Below are 1,045 nucleotides of genomic sequence, written 5' to 3' on the forward strand. Positions count from 1 at the left end.
AACGTTTATTTTGCATAATACTGCCAAAAATTTCATCATTTGTGAAACCATAAAATTTGTCATCGTATGACATAATTACCTCCAGAGAAATTTAAATACTTACAAATATAAATACACTAAAAAAATTTTTTTCTCTGAAATAATCTAAACTATTTAGGTAATTATTTTTTATATAAAAAACACCTCATAACCATTAGACTTTATGTCTAACAATTATGAGGCATTCATTTTTAGTGAGATTTCTTATTGAGAATAATAAGAAATCTATTTAAGATTATGCTTCATCATCTTTTCTTTTTTTCTTTGCAAAAATTCCTGCGCCTAATGCCATCAATCCAATACCTATAGCTGTTAGTGGGTTAGTTTCAGTACCAGTTTGAGGCAATAGAGTTTGCTTATGAATTTTAGCATTGTCTTTAGAAGCAATGAGGTTAGCCTTCTTGGCAGGCTGACCTTTTAAATTGTTTAGCGTATTCTTCAAGTTCTTAGTTGCGTCATCTACTTCTTTTTGGTTTGCGTTAGAGTCATTCTTAACATCTTCAGCCTTCTTTAATGCATCATCGAACTTAGACTTAGTATCGTCACTTGCGTTCTTGTACTTGTCTGTATCCTTTGCGTCATTTGCATCTTTGATAGCATCTTCTAACTTACTCTTATCAATAGTTTGACCATCTAAATCATTCTGGGCTTGCTTCAAGTTCTTAGTTGCGTCGTCTACTTCCTTTTGAGTCGCATTAGGATTGTTCTTAACATCTTCAGCCTTCTTCAATGCGTCGTCAAACTTAGACTTTGTGTCGTCACTTGCATTCTTGTACTTATCTGTTGACTTAGTATCATCAGCTGATTTAATTGCTTCTTCTAACTTACTCTTATCAGTAGTTTGACCATCTAGATCATTCTGCGCATTCTTCAAGTTCTTAGTTGCGTCGTCTACTTCTTTTTGAGTCGCATTAGGATTGTTCTTTACCTCTTCAGCCTTCTTCAATGCGTCGTCGAACTTAGACTTAGTGTCATCGCTGGCGTTCTTGTACTTATCAGTACCCTT

1 protein-coding gene is annotated in these 1,045 nt (G+C 34.1%); it reads right to left on the minus strand.

Translation table 11 applies throughout. The features are described 5' to 3' along the window. Positions 1-274 precede the first annotated feature (274 nt). The coding region (locus FC45_RS07795; protein ID WP_162257467.1) for an LPXTG cell wall anchor domain-containing protein at positions 275-1,045 on the minus strand (771 nt) is incomplete at its 5' end.

The organism is Lactobacillus jensenii DSM 20557, assembly GCF_001436455.1.
Lineage (GTDB): Bacteria > Bacillota > Bacilli > Lactobacillales > Lactobacillaceae > Lactobacillus > Lactobacillus jensenii.